Origin of the sequence: Streptomyces clavifer (assembly GCF_036345975.1) — a bacterium.
Taxonomy (GTDB): Bacteria; Actinomycetota; Actinomycetes; order Streptomycetales; family Streptomycetaceae; genus Streptomyces; species Streptomyces clavifer.
In genome coordinates, this window is sequence record NZ_CP107793.1 from 1 (window position 1) to 16,041 (window position 16,041).

Here is a 16,041-nt window from a genome sequence, read left to right on the forward strand (position 1 = left end):
ATATCGCTGCGCGATATGCAAGCGAACGGCTTCGCTCCGCGAAGCCGGAAAGGGGCTGCGCCCTTTCCGAGGGTGCGCTTCGCTTACCCTCGAATTCACGCTCCGCGTGAACCAGGATTCCCGCTTCGCAGAAACCCTTCACCGCACTCCGCTGCGCTCCATGCGGGGGTCGTCCGCTGCGCTCCCTCCCCCACCGGCTACGCCGGGCTGGCTAGGTGAGAGGGTGTCCGGGGCCGTCGTGAGAGTGCCCCGGACATAGGCCCGGCCTTTCCGGGCGGGGGCCGGTTTGAGGGTGCATCAAAATCTGACCGTAGCTCAACTCTGGAACCACCCACCCCCACCGTTCACCACCTGATGCACCATGTACCTTTGGCAGATTTGAAGGGGGTGCATCATTTTTGGGTGTAGCTAGAGACTGGAGCCAGCCCACACCACCCCTACCGCACTCCGGCACGCCCGGAACGGCTACCGCACACCCCACCCCCGACCGTGCCGGAACCGGCCGGGCTCACGCGGACACTGCCCCCTCCCGCGGGGTCACAGACCCCTCCTGCGACCCCGCGGCACCCCGACTACCCAACCCCCCTCGCCATGGGGCCCCTGGAGACGCTCAAGCACTTCCAGGAGCCCCGAAAAGACAGAGAAAACGCAGATGCCGGGCAACGCAGTCGGCCGGCATCACGGCCAGGACCACCCCCGCATACGCGGGGAGCAGGTGACGGGGACGTCTTGGACGAGCTGGGTGATGGGACCATCCCCGCGTGCGCGGGAGCAGACTCTGTGACCTGCGTGGAAGTTAGAAGGGGGGTTCGTCACTGTAGCCAGTCTGAGGGGGTGGCTTGGCAGGAGTAGCAGAATCGGCCCAGGGGTCGCCTTCGGGGACCTGCCGGGCAGCAGGTACGGCTGACTGCGGGGTGCCCCAGCCTGAAGTGGGTGACGGGCCACCCCAACCGGAGGACGGCGGTGCCGGAGCGGCAGGAGGAACTACCGGCGTCTCGTTCGCTTCGAGGTCATCGATGTCGTTGTTCCATAACTGGCGCAGGTATTCGCGGCAGGTCGCCGGGTCGTCTTCTTCCCAGTGGTCGTCTGGCTTGGCCCAGCGCCGGCCGTCGGGGTCACGGTCTTGTAGTTGGCACAGGGCACGTAGGAGGGCGTCGACGACTACCCATTGGCTGGTGGTTGTGCCGGTAAGAAGGCGCCGGATCGTTTCCCTGCTGACCGGGTGACAGCCGGGCATGTCCCTGGTGAGAGTGGCGATCCGTGGGAGCGAGGGACGTGCGGCTTCCCGGTAGTGAACGAAGAGCTCGTTCACAAGCTCCCGCTTGGGGCCGGGTGGCAGCACGTCTTTACCGGGCATTCGTAACATTCTCGGCATCTAGCAACTCTGCCACGGATAGGCGCAGTTAGACACAGGAAAGCTCGCTTCTGCGTGAGATGACACCACACAAAGACCTACTGAACCCCATGTCAGCTCGTTCTTACTGCCCTTTCCCTCGAATCGACTCAGACCAGCACGTTAATTGCCAGCTTCCACATGGGAATCCATGTTTGAACAACATGCCGTTTTCGCTGGTCAGAGGGGGTGTAGGGGTGGTTTCGTTGGTGTCGGACGCCTTACTGAGCCGCAAATGTCTCGGTGGGTGGACAACGGCGTGGACGTCGCCCGAAACGGCGACGGCCCCCTGGTGGGCAGGGAGCCGTCTGCAGAGGACATCACCACTACATAAGGAACAGCGCATGTCCGACCACGAGCCTAAAGGCACAGGCCAGCCTGCGGAAGGCCCTCGTAGACGCTGGCGACATCGACTCCGCCGGCTCAGGAACGAAGCGGGCGTCTACCTCGTCCGAGGAGCGGCCACCACCGTGGGCGGCATCCTCGTGACCTACAGCGCCTTCTGGATCCAGACACGCGTCTGACGCCACCGTCCGCGGAGGGGCGGAGGGGGCCTGCTCGCAGGATCACTCCGTGGCCGGGGCCGTGGTCCTGGCCCTGGCCGACCGGTCGGGGCCAGGGTCGTATCGGGCTCCCTACCGCGACCCGCCGTGTGTCTGCACCCGAGCCAGAGGCCAGGACTGCCATGCCGGGGGTGGGGCTCTGGCGCACGCTGGGGTATGAACGCGCCGATAGCCGTCCACCGCCCCTCCGCGACCGGTGGACGGCGGGTCACCATCCGCGGGCAGATCGCCGGTCTCGCCCACGACGACCACGACGTCGTGGAGTTCCTGCGCCGCGCCGGCCTCCCCGACGTCGAGCAGCTGCTCGACGACGCGGCGTGGGTGCAATGGCGCGGCGGCAGAGCACACCGCTACGAAGCCGCGTAGCGGGTCCGGCCGGTGGTCAGGCGGGTGAAATACCGGGGGGACGCCGCGGTCGCGGAGCTGCTGGAGCCTGTCCAGGCCTGGCCGGCCGGTCGCAGGGTGCTGGTTCGCCGTGCGTGCCGTGAGCAGCGGCCAGTCGCGGGCAGCGGCTAGGCCGTTCCTTTCGGATCTTGCATGATGATCGGCATGAACACGGAAACCTGCGACCCTGCCGAGTTGGCCGCCCTCCGTGAGATCTTCGCGCCCCGTCCCGAGGCGTCGCTGCCGGCAGGCTGGGAGGCGGTGCGGTTTTTCGAGGCGGAGCACGGCATCCTCCTGCCGGAGCCATACCGCACGTTCGTGGCGGAGGTCTGCGACGGCCTGCGGGCCGGGCCGCCCTACTACGGTCTGCTGCCCTTCGCGCAGACGCCCTCGGATTGGGGCTCCGACCGCCCCGAGCGCCTGCTCGCCGAGCCGTTTCCTCTCAGGTCGACGTGGATGTGGGAGACCAACGAGGAGGACGAGGAGGCATTGTCGGAGCAGGAGCTCGAGGCCCGGATGGACGCCGTGTTCGACCACGGCTCCCTGTTGCTGGGCACCGACGGCTGCGGCATGTACTGGCACCTGGTCGTCACCGGCCCGCAGCGCGGTCACGTCTGGCTGATCGACGAGTACGGCGCGGTGCCCTTCGGTACTTCGCCGAGCACCTCCCCGATGCCGGGCACCCCTGGTTTCACCGGATGGGTGATCCACTGGACCCAGGGCCGTTCCTGGTTCGCCGGTCCTCCGGGAGATGATCCGGAAGAAGCGGCCTAGCCGCGGGCGGCGGTCAGCAGACTCGCTTCGTGCTCCGTTCCGACGGTGTCCTGGTGCGATGCGCCGCCGTGATGACAGTGCGCGACCTGCGGATGTAGATGGCGTCCGTGAGGCCCGTGGAGGGCGCTGGGACGCCCCGGGGGCCCTGGGGTGCCTGACCGCATCACGGGTGGCCCAGCGGCCGCCGCAACACCCTCAGAGGCCAGCGCAGCGCCGCCCGGTTTCCTTCACGAGGGCGCCCACCACCGCTGCAGGGTGGTCAGCGCTTGACGCGGTTGCGGACCGCGAGGACCGCGAGGCCCAGCAGGATGGGTTCGGTCAGTCGGGAGGTCATTTCGATGTAGGTGCCGGTGGTGGTGAGGTCCTGCCCGGAGGAGCGGAAGACCACCGAGTTGAGCGTGACGTTCAATGCCTTCTCGAAGCGCTCCCCGTTGAACCTGTCGCCCTTCGGGTTCTGTGGATCGGCCTTGTCGATCTCGAAGGTGACCTTGCCGCCGCCGGCCGGGACGGTCCCGGTCGCTTCCTGCTTCGGGGAGTCCTGGGCGATCCCGAAGCCCATCAGCAGCACCACGGTGGCCAGCATGGTGGCAGCGAGCCAGTACAAGGCCCGCGAGGCACGCAGGCCGTACCCGGACAGGGCCCAGTAGCCGTGCAGCAGCCCGCGTTCGGTGCGAGTGGTGCCCTCACGGTCATGGCGGCGCATCTCCATCTCGCCGTAGTAGAAGTCCGCCGCCCCCGGCTCGTTCTTGCTGTCCTCGAACGACTTGCGCAGCGCCCGGTAGACCGGTGCCAGCTGTGCCGGTCCGACGTGGCCGGCACTGAACACCGCCACGTTGGCAGGATCTGAGGGGCGCCCGCATGCCCCGAGGGCTGTACGGCCAGCCGTGGTGGTGGTTGGTGCAGAAGCCAGCGGCCGGCTCAGGGGCTCGGGCGGAACGTGCTGCGGCGGCTACCGTTTCGCCTTCGGTAGCCGCCGCATCGCTGAAGTTCTCGCCGGTTCTCCCGTCAAAGAGAACGGATCACCAAAGAGATAGTCGCCTAAATACGCCTTCCCCCATCCGCAACCTGATCAGGATTCGCCAGAAACTTTTCGATCTCTTCAAATGCGTCCTTGAGATCGTTTCCTGTTTCTCGCTCACGAATGCAGAAATGCATCAAGGAGTTGGACATCAGATGCGCAATCGATTTCTGCACGTCGAGAGGAATGTCCTCGCCTGGATAATCACGCACCTCCAACTCCTCGTCTAGAATCTCTAGATAGCATTTTGCGTCCTCGTCACCGGACACAGCAGCTCTCTTCCACCACAGGTAAGCACCTTTGTCATCGCCGAGAGACTCGACAATCTCAGCTACTCGCCGAAGCTCAGCAGAACTGATTTCATCTTTCGCATCTCTCTCGAGCAGTGCGTCTAGCTCAACGAGACGTTTCAGCTGGCGACGATCAAGGAGCTGGGTAATCTGAAGAGTCTCAGAATCATCCAGCGGACACGCCCCGGCCGGGGGCCGGCCCGAAGGCCAACCCCCCTGGTTCCCGGGCAGGTCAGAGACCTCACCCGAGACGGCTTCCTTGCACAATGCCTGGTCAATGAGGTCCAGCAGGACCAGACGGGCGAACTTTTCCTGCTCTTTTCCGAACTTCCAGCTGCTCATGCTGACACCTCCTCAGATGACTCAACCATTGCTTTCTCCAACCGTCGACGCGCCGTCCTGATGTACTTCTGGACGGTCCCCACGTCGACGTCCATCATTCCTGCTACCTGATCCAGCGGAAGTTCCCGCACGATGGCGAGATTGACGACCTCGCGCATACGCTCAGGCAGATCAGAAATAAGTGCATAAATCTTGGCGCGAAGTTCAAGAACCAAAAAAGATTCCGGAATTCCGAGAGAAGATGCTGCATCAGGAATATCTTCTGGGGGCATCGGGGTGATCGAGGGTCTCCCACTCTTTCGAAACTCGTCCACGATCACATGGTGCAGAACCTTGCGACTGTAGTGGATTAGTCGAGTGTCGCTGATGTGCCCCAGTTCGGGAAATCGTTTATAAACTTTCTCCATAGTGATCTGGACCGCGTCTTCGGCGAAGTCTCGGTCAGATGATGTGGCCCTGGCCGCCGTCAAAAGAGGGCGCCGCAGGGTAGCGAACCGATTGTTGGGGTCACTGTCGTAAGTGGGCGGACACGCTTCATCGGTCACGGGGACCTCCGACAGCGCATCGCCTGCCACGGCGTGCTGTGGCAGGCGATGCGCACACCGTCCCTCCATGGGATCTCAGGCCAAGCCATGGGCTCAGCTCCCTTCTCGGCGAGGATCTTCAGCGGTGAAGGCAGTGCCTTCACACACCTACACGCCAGAAGGCTCCGGATCCGGACGCCTCACGACGAAATTTTTCAACAGGGTGCCGACCGGCTGCGGTTGGCGGGTCTGCGCAGCCGGGAAGGGTGCGCCCGTCGTGGAGCAGGTCTCCACAAGGGATTCGAATGTCCGGCGCGGCGGCGTGTGGCGTCAGGACCCGAGGGAGCTGACGTCACACGCCGCGGCGCCGAAGGCCTCAGCGCTGAGCACGGGAACTACAGCTTCAGAAACAGCAAAAGCGCCACGAAAGCGGCTACGGCCAGGGTGAGGGCCGGAATCAGGGACGGCATGGAGACTGCGAGGTAGGCGGCAAAGGCCGCGCCCATCATCGCGATCGCGATGGGCGTGCGCTCGTTGCTGGACACTGGGTTTCCTCCGAGGTGTCGGGACTGCCGTGTTCCGGAGAGCGCGTGTGCCCTCCGATGACCTACACGGCGAACCAACGTGAAAGCGGACGCCTGAATGGCCATCACCCTTCCGCCGACCACGGGCCGCCGCTACGCTGCTGCCGCCCAGGGTCCACGACGACGCTGGCGTCGTGGAATTCCTGCTCGGCGCAGGCCTTCCCGACCGAGCAGCTTCTGGACGACACGTCATGGGTGCAGTGGTGAGGCGGCAGAGCACACCGGCACGAAGCGGCGTAGCGGATCGGCCGGTGGTCAGGCGGGGGGGACGCCGGGGGGAGGATGCCGCGGTCGCGGAGCTGCTGGAGCCTGTTCAGGCCGCCCGGCCGGTCACAGGGTGCTGGTTCGCCGTGCGGGCCGCGAGCAGCAGAGGCTGGTCTGCTCCTTCAGTTGACCTGCGCAACGCGTTTGTTGTCCGGCATCATCACGATATGCCGGTCGATCCCGTACTCAGGGCTCGTCCGCCAGCTGGAGCCGTCACTTATGTTCGTCCGGATCCGTCCGTCTCGTCGCGAGCTCAACCGCTCAGGCGGCCGGGCCCCTTGAGAGATCGGTCTCTTCGCTGATGCCTGCCTCCCTTCTGCTGTCGGCACCGGCGTCGCGTTCTGCTACGACACAGCCAGGGCTGGTGCGGCTCGCGCCGCTGCAGGGTGAGACGAACCTTTCGTATCTGGACCGGCTGGCCGACCGCTACCGCCTTGGCGTCAAAGACCTCATCCCGCCGCTGCTCCAGGACGGCACAGAACTGTTCAGGGGCTTCCGCACGGACGGGGAGGTGTACCTCAACGCCGAAGCGCGCGCCCGTGTCTCCGCGTTCTGCCGCGTGTCCGAGAGCGTCCTGGGAAGGGCTCTGCCCGCCTGGGCCGCCCATGAGCCCCTGTCACCGGACGGGGCGGGTCCGGCGGGGCGGTTCCGCTTCGGAGCTGTGGTGCCGGCCGCGGGGGAAGGCTGCCGGCTGTGTACGTCAGCGCGCACCGGAGGGGCCAAGCCCGCGCGGCTGTATCTGCAGCCGCACACCCGGGTCTGCCCGCGCCACCGGCGCTGGATGCTCGGCACCCAGTGGGTCGACGGCGCGCCGGCGGGCACCGAGCAGATCGGCCTGGCGGGTCTGCCCGAGGTGCTTTCAGCGCACCGGTCCCACCTGCACCTGCTGCGGCGCCGTCCGGACACGGCCCGGGCGTTCGAGGTCGCTCACGCCGTGATCGTCTCCTGGTGGGCGCAGCAGTGGCCGGAGGAGGAGGAGTGGCCCGATCGGGTACGTCAGATGGCGCCGTCGGGGGCAGATGCGGGCTGGTGGCGGCTTTTGGTGCGGGACGCGGTTGTCTACCCGGAGACGGTTGCCCTGGCCCGGGTCCTCACCGGCGCACACGTGAGGCAGCGGCTGCTCGTTGAGACCGGCGGGCATCTGCCCCACATGCTGGCTCATACCCCTGCCTTCATTGCTGGGTTGGCGCGGGTGTTGAGACGGCCGTGGCTGCTTGATCGGATCGCCTCGGCTTCGGTGGGCCCTTTGCTGGTCTGGGTGCAGCACTGTGTACGGGCTGGTGCGGGCTCGGCCGCCGCCGGGAGTCTGTGGGAGCTGCGCACGGCGCACCGGCCTCGCAGCGTCGCCCGTGAGCTGACCGTCTACCGCGGTGCTGCCGCCCGGCGGGAGGAGGCTGCGGGCGGCGGGGGGCAGCGTCTGGGGTTGCGGCACACTTCGGATCAGGCGTTCACGGCCGGTTTGGCCCATGCCCGTGCTTATGCCGCTGTCCACGGCCACCTCGCCGTCCCGATCGGCACCTGGTTCAACGGCTTCGCCCTGGGCCGGTGGCTGTCCGATCACCGTGAATCTGCTGCGCTGCCGCCCGAAAACGTCGCGGCACTCGAGGCGCTGGATCTCTGGTGGCGGCCGCCGTGGCCTGTGACGTGGCAGCGCTTCTACTACCAGGCGCAGCACCACACCCGCGCCCGCGGGGCTTTGCGGCCCGAACACGGCTTCCCCACCACCGGCTTCGGGTTGGGTCAATGGCTCTACCAGCAGTGCGTCGGCTATGAGAGTCTGCACTCCGCGCAGCGGGGTCTGCTGGCCGGTATCGGCCTTACTTGTGAGGCCGTACGGGTGGCCCGCCCCGGTAAGCACCGGGCTGCTTCTTTCCAGCGCGCTCTTGGCTGTGCGCGCGCGTTCGCGGAGGCTCACGGGACGTTGGTGCACGCGACTACCGGCACGGTCCAGGACGGCCACAGGCTGGGGCAGTGGCTGGCCGGCGAGCGCAGCAAGGACCGAGCCCACCAGCAGCGTCACGGCACCCACTCCCCCGGGGCGCTGGCACTCTTGGCGATCGACCCGTGGTGGAATCCGCCGTGGTCACTGCAATGGCAACGCTCCTGGTATCAGGCTCGCGCCTGTGTCCAAGACGGCAAGGTCCTCAACGCGGCGGCGGGGTTTCCTGGCACCGGCAGCAAGGTCGCCACGTGGCTGACCACCCAATGTGCCCGGTACGACACGCTCCTGCCCGAACAGCAGGACCTCCTCGCCCGCATCGGTATCACCGCAGCCGCCGCTCTCGAAGCCACTACCCGGCCCACCGAGAGCGGGACTGACTACGCCACCGCGTTGGGACACGCCCGCTGGTATCACGCGGTCCACAACACACTCGCCGCGGCGACCGGCACCATCCATGATGGCTTCCACCTGGGACAATGGCTACGCCGACAACGCCAGCACGCCCGTGACAACGCCCGCCGGGGCGCGCCTTCGCCGGCCGCCGCGAAAGCTCTGAGCGCGCTCGATCCGTGGTGGTGCCCGGCCTGGAGCCTGGCGTGGCAGCGCTCTTGGCAGCGCATCCACGACCAGAGCGAAACCGGCGCCCGGCCTGGGACCGGTCATCACTCCCGCAGCCTCACTCCCGTCCAGCGCGCCTGGCTGCGCCGGCAGCACACCCGGTACCACGATCTGCACCCCGGTCAGCAACGCCTCCTGGCCGGCATTGGCCTCACCACCCGGACCACGGCCGGACCCGGGCCCGTCCCACCGCACGCCGAGTGACTATCCACCCTGGTGATGGTGGGACGTGGTGCGAGGGCTTGCCAGCTCGGCGGTGCGTGGCGCTGATGGGTTGAGAGCCACACGGAAGTACTGTGAAGAACGCCCGCCAAGGCCGGTGAACGCGAGAGCGTGGTGGAGTGACCCCTCGTCCCGGCCTCCTGTCGACAGTTCCTCTGCAGAGGGAGACGACCTCGTCGCTGATCTGCCGCATCGCGAGCCGCTACGGGCTGGAAGCGAAGGCGTTGCGGTCCTGCTGGAAGTGGCACAGCCACCAGCCCCGGCACGACGGCGGGGGTGCACGGGCAGACGCCGAGGTGCTGTTGAACACAGCCGGCCGGCAACTCCTGGGAGGCTTGTGCGGCGTCGAGGAAGACGTGCTGGCGCGGGCGTTGCCGTCCTGGGGACACCAGGACGCCAAGGTGCCCGCCGAAGAGGGCGGAGTGCCGGCGGCGGTGTGGCGGACCGGGGGGACGGTCGCCGGACCGGTGGCATTCGGCTGCCGCCTGTGCACCGCCCGGCGTACGGGGACGGTCGTGCGGGTGGTGCGGTACTCACCTCTCTGGTCCCGGGTGTGTGTCCGGCACGGGAGGTGGTTGCTGGACGCGGACGCCGACCAGCCCTACGAGTACCTGGACGTGCGGTGTCTGCCGGAAGTTGCCGCGGCGCAGCGGCGGTGGGTGGGGGTGGCGCGGCGCGCGGTGCGGGCGGGGGCCCAGCCGGAGCGGGTGTTCGCGCTGGCGCACGCGGTGGTGACCCGCTGGTGGGAGCAGGCCCTGCACTGGGAGCGGGAGAAGGTCTGGCCGCGGCGGTTGCATCAGGTCGCGGGCGGTGATGCCGGGGGTGATCTGGAGTGGTGGCGGATCGTGGGGCGGGGCGCGGTGGTCTTCCCCGAGGTGGTGGCGGTCGCCGACGCGCTGCTGGATCCGGCCATGGGCGAACTGGTGTGGGTGGACAGCGGGGCCGGGCAGCCGCGGGCGCTGCCCGTCGACGGGTTGTTCTGCCGTCGGCTCGGTGAGCGGGTGGGGCGGGAGTGGCTGGGGCCTCTGGTTGCGGCGGACCATGGCGGTCCGCTGATCGCGTGGATGGGCAGCGTGATCCGGCTGCGCCGTGGGGCCGGTGGGCCTCCCGGATATGACAACGACCCCTGGTGGCTGCGTCGGGAGTATCAGCCGGTGACGATGGCGGGGCAGTTGCGGGTGCTGGGCAAGGAGAAGAAGGCACCCGGTTCGGGGACGATGTGGCGGACGGTGGTGCCGGCTGAGCAGCGGATGCGGATCGGCAGTCTCATCGGCAGTGCCGAGGAGCAGTTGCTGCAGCTGCGCGGCGTGCAGAGCGGGCCGACCGCCGAGGTCGCCCGGCAGCTGCTGCAAGGCCTCGGTCACAGTGCTGGTCTGGTCGAGGCGGCCTGGAAGCGGACCGCGGTGGCGGCGGTGAACGGCGGGGTTCCGTTGGAGGAGGTGGCCCGGTGGGCGGATATGTCCCCCGGGACACTGAGAAGGATGCTGACGGCAGGCGGGCAGGAAGAGGACGGCTGAGATCAAGGTGGGCCCGGGCGCATCGGCTGTTAACTGATACAGCACTCGTTTGTGGCAGAAACCCTGAAAACGACGATGCTTGTCGGCGGGAGCGGCTTGGCTGACGCGGGTGATCAGCACAGGAGAGGCCGCCCGGCCCGGGGGCCGGGCAAGGCGAGCGGCCGTGGATCGTCGGAGCGGCTTCGAGGCGGTGTTCCTCGATCCGGTGGGGCAGCCGGTTCAGCAGCGGTGGGCGGATGCCGCCATGACCGTGGGATTCGAGGAGTTGCGACCGGTGTCGGCGTTCCCGGTGATCCCTGGGCGCCGCTGGGGGCCGGGGCTGTGGTGGTCGGCGACCACCGGGCGGCACGTGGCGGCCGGGTCGAACGCGATGCGCACCCAGCTGATGGTCCTGGACCGCGACCCCGATGTGACCGGGCTCGCGGGGCGTCCGGTGCGGCTGCTGTGGCGCGAGGAGCGGGGCCGGGTGCGTTCCTGGGTGCCGCAGCTGTTCGCCCGGTACCGCGACGGCACGGGTCTGCTGGCCGACTGCCCCAGCCACCTGGAGGCCGGCGGCGACCGCGCGGTGAAGGCCGCCGAAGCGGTGAACGCGGCGTGTGAGGAGATCGGCTGGGCCTACCGGCGTCTTGCGCCGCTCGACGACGTCCTGGCCGCCAATCTGAAATGGCTGGCCGGCTACCGCCACCCCCGCAACGCCGGCCGCCCCGGCCTGACGCCCACGGTGGTGGAGGCGTTCGCGCGGCCGCGGCCGCTGATCGAGGGCGTCGAAGCGGCCGGCGACCCGATCGAGGTCCTGCCGGTGGTCTTCCACGCCCTGTGGCACGGCCGGGTGACGGCAGATCTAAAGGCGCCGCTCCACGAACGCCTCCTGGTCGGTCCCGCGGGCTGGAGTGGCCCGCGTCCGGGCACGGCGGGAGGGGCCCGGTGACCGCGCGGCGCAACGCCCGGCCATCGGTGACGGTCGGGGCGCAGGTCCGGTTCCGCGGTGTGAAGTGGCAGGTGGTCGCCCTGTCCGGGCAGACCATTCACCTCGTCGGCCCGGACGGCGGTGGCGAGGCGGTGCTCGCCGGTTACCTGTTCGCCGATCCCGGCTTCAGCGTCATCGGGGCCGAAGTGCCGCAGGCGGCCCCGCAGTGGGGGCTGTTCGAGACCGCCCCCGCCGCGGCACGTGAGAAGGCCATGGCCTGGCAGCGGCACGTGCGGGAAGTCGAATGCGGCCTTGCCGACGGGCCCGGCAGCGCTGGAGCGGTGCGGGTGCAGTACGACCCAGAGCGGCACACGCTGGCCGAGCGGGAACAGGCCAAGGCCGAGGAGCTGACCGCCCTGGGCTTCGGCCGGGTGTCGCGCACCACGGTGCAGCGCATGCGGCTCGCTTACCGCAAGCAGGGCCTGTGGGGGCTCTTGGACCACCGCACCACTCGTGCCTCCAGCCCCACCGGGCGGTCCGACGAACGGGTCGTCGCCGCCGTCCGTGAAGCACTGCGCCGCCGGCGCGGGCGCTCCAAAGGCACCATCAACGGCCTGTTCCCGCTCATCAACCAGATCCTCGAAGATCAGCACGGCCCCGGTACGGTGCCCGTGCCGTCCCAGGCGACGCTGTACCGGCTCGTCACCACACTCGCCCGCCCCGGTGAACTGCCCAGCGGTCCGGTGCGGCAGGTGCCCGCGAGTGTCGAGGGGCGGGCTTTCACTCCCGCCATGGCGCTGCGGCCGGGCGAGCAGGTCCAGATCGACACCACCCGCCTGGACGTCTTGGCCCTCTTCGACGACGGGCGCCTGGCCCGGCCCGAGCTGACTATCGCCGTCGACGTCGCCACCCGCTCCATCCTCGCCGCCGTGCTGTGCCCCAGCGCGACCAAAGCCGTGGACGCGGCCCTGCTGCTCGCGGAGATGGCGGTCCCGCCCCCGGCCAGGCCAACCTGGCCGGACATCCTGCGCATGGACCACGCCCGCGCACTCCCCCACCAGCGGCTGGCCACGCTGGACGAGCGTCTGGCCGGTGCGGCGGCCCGGCCGGTCGTCCTGCCCGAGACGATCGTCGTCGACCGCGGCAAAGTCTTCATCTCCCGGGCGTTCACCGCCGCCTGCGAGAGCCTCGGCATCAGCGTCCAGCCCGCCCCGCCCCGCGCCCCCACCGCCAAGGGCATCGTCGAGCGCACCTTCGGCTCCATCAACGCCCTGTTCTGCCAGCACCTGCCCGGCTACACCGGATCCAACGTCACCCGCCGCGGCCCCGACACCGAGAAAGACGCCTGCTACAGCGTCACCCAGCTCCAGGACCTCCTCGACGAATGGCTGGTGCACTACCACCACCGGCCCCACGAAGGGCTGCGCCACCCGATGATGCCCAGGAAGGCCCTCACCCCGAACCAGATGTGGGCCGCGCTCCTCGCCGTCGCCGGCTATGTACCCGTCCCGCTGACCGGGCGCGACTACCTCGAACTGCTCCCCGTGCGCTGGCAGGCCATCACCCCCGCCGGCATCACCATCCACCACCGCACCTACGACGCGGACCTCCTCGCCCCGCACCGCAGCCAGGCATCCCCCGTCGCCGGCCGCGGCGGGAAATGGGAAATCCACTACAACCCCCACGACGTGCGCCAGATCTGGGTCCGCCTCCCCGACGGCGAACTCACCGAGATCCCGTGGATCCACCGCGACCATGTCCACCGGCCCTTCGACGAACGCACCTGGCAGCACATCCGCACCCAGGCCGTTGACGGCAACCACAGTGACACCGAGCAGCACGAAGCCAGCCTCGCCGACTCCCTCGACCAGCTCATGCGCCGCGTCCACAGCGGCCACGCCACCACAACGGAGCAGGCACTCCTCGCCCGCACCGCTCACCTCCCTCTCCCCACAGCCCGCGACGGGGACCACCACACCGAAACACCCGCTGACAGCCCGGCGCAGCTGGACGAGGACGACAGCATCGACGACCTCGACGACCTGCCCGACGACGACGTCAGACCCGCCCCGGCCGCCGGATTCGGGCTCTACGACGCACACGAGGAAGCCGACAAGTGGTGAACCCGAGCCCGCCAGGCGCGAGCAGCACACAAGGCGGTCCCGGCGACAGCGGCGGAGCCGAGCTGTCGTGGCCGCTGACCACCTGGCAGGGCTGGCACCGCTTCGCGACCACCGACCCCGTCGTCCCTCCCCGGCCCGGCGACCCACCCCGCAGTACAGAGGAACGCCTGGCCTACCACTCCAGCTTCGTCACCATCCGCACCCCCGCCATCCACACCCTGGCCATCCAAGTCCGCACCCTGATGATCCTCGGCCGTCATCAGCAGACCACCGCACGGCCCTCACTGATCGTCACCGGACCCGCCGCAGCAGGGAAAACCACGGCCCTCCTGAACGTCGGGCGTACCTGCCACCTCGCCCACACCCGCAAAAACCCGCCACCACCGGGATCAGCGCATGCTGCGGTACCCGTCGCGTATGTTCTGGTCCCGCCCGGCGCGACCGCGAAAACCCTCATCACCGAATTCGCCCGCTACCTCGGCATCCCCGTGGCCGCGCGCATGACCCAGACCCAGATCACCGAAGCCGTCTGCCACACCTACACCCAAGCCGGCGTGCAGCTCGTGATGATCGACGAGATCCACCGCCTCAACCCCCGCACCACCACCGGCGCCCAAACCGCCGACCTTCTGAAAGACCTCAGCGAACGCCTCCCCGCGACATTCGTCTACGCCGGCATCAACGTCACTGACACCCCGCTGTTTACCGGCGTGAGAGGCGCCCAACTCGCCGGACGCGCCACCCTCGTCGACTGCGGCCCCCTACCCGCCCGCCACGGCACCCGCCACCCGTTCCGCGACGTCATCACCGACATCGAAAACCATCTCGACCTCCAGCAGCACAAACCCGGCACCCTCCCCCACCACGCCCCCTACCTCCACCAACGCACCGCAGGACGCATCGGATCCCTCACCAGACTCATCCGCCAAGCCGCCATCACCGCTATCAGTGACGGCACCGAACGCATCACCAAAACCACCCTCGACACCATCCGCCTCGACCACCTCGCCGAAACCCAACACCGCTCCCGCCGAGGCCGATAGGCCCACCTGCCAGCCAGGCAAAACAACCCTGACCAGCACAAACACCAACCGGGCCTATACACGCCAGAACTACCTACAACACACCCAGCCCCGCTCAACGCACAACACATAGCCCCAGCTCAGAAGCCCCCACCTACCCGCCCGAGCCGCCGACTCCACCTCTCAGCGAACCAGCAACACCCCAGACCAGCCGCCCCACCACACACCAACAAACCCCCCACCCAGCGTTAGCCGACGGTCGTCGCGGCCGACGGTCGTACGGTCTGTCGCTGAGCACCTGAAGCCTCCCGCCCGGCCCTGCCGCTGGACAGCGCCAGCCGACCGTAGCTTCCGGGACGGCACCCCACCGCCTCCGGCCGCCACGGCGTTGTCACCTGGGAAACCGGTCTCGCGGCTCCGGGGTGGCGGTCAAGCGCGGGCGGCCCCGGCGCACTGCGGCTGCGAGTACGCGCCTGCTGCTTTTCGCCAATGCGTCATGGCGGGGCCGTCCTTGTCACCGACCATCATGTGTGCAGATGGAGGGCTTCTCTGAGGTGCTGTATGGCGGAAGACCTGCGAAGGGCAGGGCATCCCACTCGCTGTGTCGCTGACCGGCGGAAACCGCAACGATGTGACGCAGCTGTTGCCTCTGCTTGCGAAGATCCCGTCCGTAGCGGGCCTGGTCGGCAGACCACGACGCCGGCCGGACGTGCTGCTGGCCGACCGGGGCTACGACCACGACAAGTACCGCCGCCTCGTCCGGGCCCAGGGCATCAAACCGGTGATCGCCCGCCGCGGCGTCCCGCACGGCTCCGGCCTTGGCGTCGACCGCTGGGTCGTCGAACGCACCATCGCTTGGTTCCACGGCTTCCGGCGCCTACGCGTCCGTTGGGAAAGACGCGACGACATTCACGAAGCCTTCCCCGGCCTCGCCACATGCCTCATCACCCACCGCCACGTCCAACGTCTCTGCCAGGGTCCTTGATCCTCAATTCGATCGACAGCTCGGCACATCCTCGGCAACTATGCGGTGCCGTCGAACCTTCACCGGGAGCCATCCGTGTCGTCCAGAACAGCAGACATCGACTTCACCTTCGCCCACGAGCTCACGGTCCGTGCCACCACCGGGGCCCTGGCCGCCGCAGGTTGGGCGCTGGAGGATCCGCTCTCGTTCATGGTGAACGACGACGACCTATACGACTGGCGGACCACGACCCGCGAGCACGCTCAGGATGTCTTGGCCATCCTTGACGCACCCGAGCATGCGAACCACCACGTGGCCGTCTGCATCTACCACGAGAAGGTGAGCGCAGGCGGTCAGCTCCTGTTCTTTCCTGGTCGCATGACCTGCAGCTTCATCCCGACCATCAACCGGCGGCGTCTATCTGACTCGATCGACTTCACCGACCTGGGCTGGTACATGCACACACTCGTGCCGCCCCTGCTGACGGTCGGGCTGAAGAGCTACGAAGCATGCGACATCGGTCACTGAAGCGCCTGATTGATCAGCTCTCGATCCATGCAAAGTCCTTGTTGGGACCTCGCAGAGTCCTG

Annotated in this window: 11 protein-coding genes and 2 pseudogenes; 9 read left to right on the forward strand and 4 right to left on the reverse strand. The window is 68.3% G+C overall.

Annotation, left to right across the window (positions count from 1 at the left end; all coding sequences use genetic code 11):
• Window positions 1-2,112: 2,112 nt before the first annotated feature.
• Window positions 2,113-2,322: a hypothetical protein gene (locus OG927_RS00005; protein ID WP_124283546.1), complete on the forward strand. Its 210-nt coding sequence runs from the start codon at window positions 2,113-2,115 to the stop codon at window positions 2,320-2,322.
• A 171-nt stretch (window positions 2,323-2,493) separates the two neighbouring features.
• The gene (locus OG927_RS00010) at window positions 2,494-3,114 is read left to right on the forward strand and encodes an SMI1/KNR4 family protein (RefSeq protein WP_124283547.1); all 621 of its coding nucleotides are present in this window, start codon (window positions 2,494-2,496) and stop codon (window positions 3,112-3,114) included.
• Window positions 3,115-3,373: 259 nt separating this feature from the next.
• On the opposite strand, the pseudogene OG927_RS00015 reads toward OG927_RS00010, so the two are convergent.
• The 4 genes and pseudogenes from OG927_RS00015 to OG927_RS00030 all read right to left on the reverse strand — a co-directional run.
• A pseudogene (locus OG927_RS00015) lies at window positions 3,374-3,949 on the reverse strand (pentapeptide repeat-containing protein); the annotation flags it as partial.
• A 203-nt stretch (window positions 3,950-4,152) separates the two neighbouring features.
• Window positions 4,153-4,764 carry a hypothetical protein gene (locus OG927_RS00020; protein ID WP_330319449.1) on the reverse strand — a complete coding sequence of 204 codons (612 nt, stop codon included), beginning with the start codon at window positions 4,762-4,764 and terminating at the stop codon, window positions 4,153-4,155.
• Window positions 4,761-5,309, reverse strand: coding sequence for an RNA polymerase sigma factor (locus OG927_RS00025; protein WP_164494257.1), 549 nt, complete (start codon window positions 5,307-5,309; stop codon window positions 4,761-4,763). Before OG927_RS00025 ends, OG927_RS00020 begins: the two co-directional genes overlap by 4 nt.
• Before the next feature lie 374 nt (window positions 5,310-5,683).
• The gene (locus OG927_RS00030; RefSeq protein ID WP_164494258.1) at window positions 5,684-5,833 is read right to left on the reverse strand and encodes a hypothetical protein; all 150 of its coding nucleotides are present in this window, start codon (window positions 5,831-5,833) and stop codon (window positions 5,684-5,686) included.
• 604 nt (window positions 5,834-6,437) lie between these two features.
• Between OG927_RS00030 and OG927_RS00035 the strand changes: the two genes are divergently transcribed.
• The 7 genes and pseudogenes from OG927_RS00035 to OG927_RS00065 all read left to right on the forward strand — a co-directional run bounded on the left by OG927_RS00035 (window position 6,438) and on the right by OG927_RS00065 (window position 15,979).
• Complete coding sequence (locus OG927_RS00035) at window positions 6,438-8,900, forward strand: helicase associated domain-containing protein (protein ID WP_330319450.1); 2,463 nt, start codon at window positions 6,438-6,440, stop codon at window positions 8,898-8,900.
• Between the two features lie 137 nt (window positions 8,901-9,037).
• Window positions 9,038-10,435: a DNA-binding protein gene (locus OG927_RS00040; protein ID WP_124283551.1), complete on the forward strand. Its 1,398-nt coding sequence runs from the start codon at window positions 9,038-9,040 to the stop codon at window positions 10,433-10,435.
• A gap of 163 nt (window positions 10,436-10,598) precedes the next feature.
• Window positions 10,599-11,363, forward strand: a complete 765-nt coding sequence (locus tag OG927_RS00045) for a TnsA-like heteromeric transposase endonuclease subunit (protein WP_056791393.1) — start codon at window positions 10,599-10,601, stop codon at window positions 11,361-11,363.
• Complete coding sequence (locus OG927_RS00050; protein ID WP_056791389.1) at window positions 11,360-13,465, forward strand: Mu transposase C-terminal domain-containing protein; 2,106 nt, start codon at window positions 11,360-11,362, stop codon at window positions 13,463-13,465. Before OG927_RS00045 ends, OG927_RS00050 begins: the two co-directional genes overlap by 4 nt.
• A gap of 74 nt (window positions 13,466-13,539) precedes the next feature.
• A complete protein-coding gene (locus OG927_RS00055) occupies window positions 13,540-14,508 on the forward strand; it encodes an ATP-binding protein (protein WP_330321284.1) in 969 nt (322 codons plus the stop codon).
• Window positions 14,509-15,061: 553 nt separating this feature from the next.
• A pseudogene (locus OG927_RS00060) lies at window positions 15,062-15,472 on the forward strand (transposase); the annotation flags it as partial.
• A 75-nt stretch (window positions 15,473-15,547) separates the two neighbouring features.
• On the forward strand, window positions 15,548-15,979 hold the full coding sequence (locus OG927_RS00065) for a hypothetical protein (protein ID WP_056791384.1): 432 nt from the start codon (window positions 15,548-15,550) through the stop codon (window positions 15,977-15,979).
• Window positions 15,980-16,041 lie beyond the last annotated feature (62 nt).